General features: G+C 68.7%; 1 pseudogene. It reads right to left on the bottom strand.

The features are described from left to right. Positions 1-478, bottom strand: a pseudogene (locus FXF52_RS43775) (integrase); the annotation flags it as partial. Positions 479-534 lie beyond the last annotated feature (56 nt).

Raw genomic sequence — 534 nt, 5'->3', positions numbered from 1 at the left:
TGCGGGGTATCCGGACGCCGCTGAGCACGACGTCGATGCCCGCGTCTTCGAGAACGGTGTCGAGCAGGGTCGGGAACTTCCCATCTCGGTCCCGGATTAGGAACCGGGCGCGGTGGCCGGCGTCCTCGAGGTCCATGACGAGGTTCTTCGCCGCTTGCGTCACCCGCGTGGCGGTCGGGTGCGCGGTCGCGCCCACGACCCGGATGCGTCGGTTGGCGTGCTCGATCACCGCGAGCACGTACATCCGCGTTCCGGTCAGGGTGACGGTTTCGAAGAAGTCGCAGGCGAGCAGGGCGTCGGCTTGGCAGCGGAGGAAGTCGGCCCAGGTGGTGGAGGTGCGCTCGGGCGCGGGGTCGACTCCAGCCTCGTTGAGGATCTCCCACACGGTGGAGGCGGCGATCTTGATCTCCAGGACGAGCAGTTCGCGGTGGATGCGGTGGTAACCCCAGCTGGGGTTCTCTCGAGCCAGGCGCAGCACCAGCAGGCGGATGGAGCGGACGGTACGTGGGCGGCCCGGCCGCTTTGGCCGGGAAT

The organism is Micromonospora sp. MP36, from assembly GCF_008119785.1.
Classification (GTDB): domain Bacteria; phylum Actinomycetota; class Actinomycetes; order Mycobacteriales; family Micromonosporaceae; genus Micromonospora.
The sequence above is the reverse complement of the archived record's forward strand: the minus strand, read 5'-3'. Positions and strand labels throughout refer to the sequence as shown.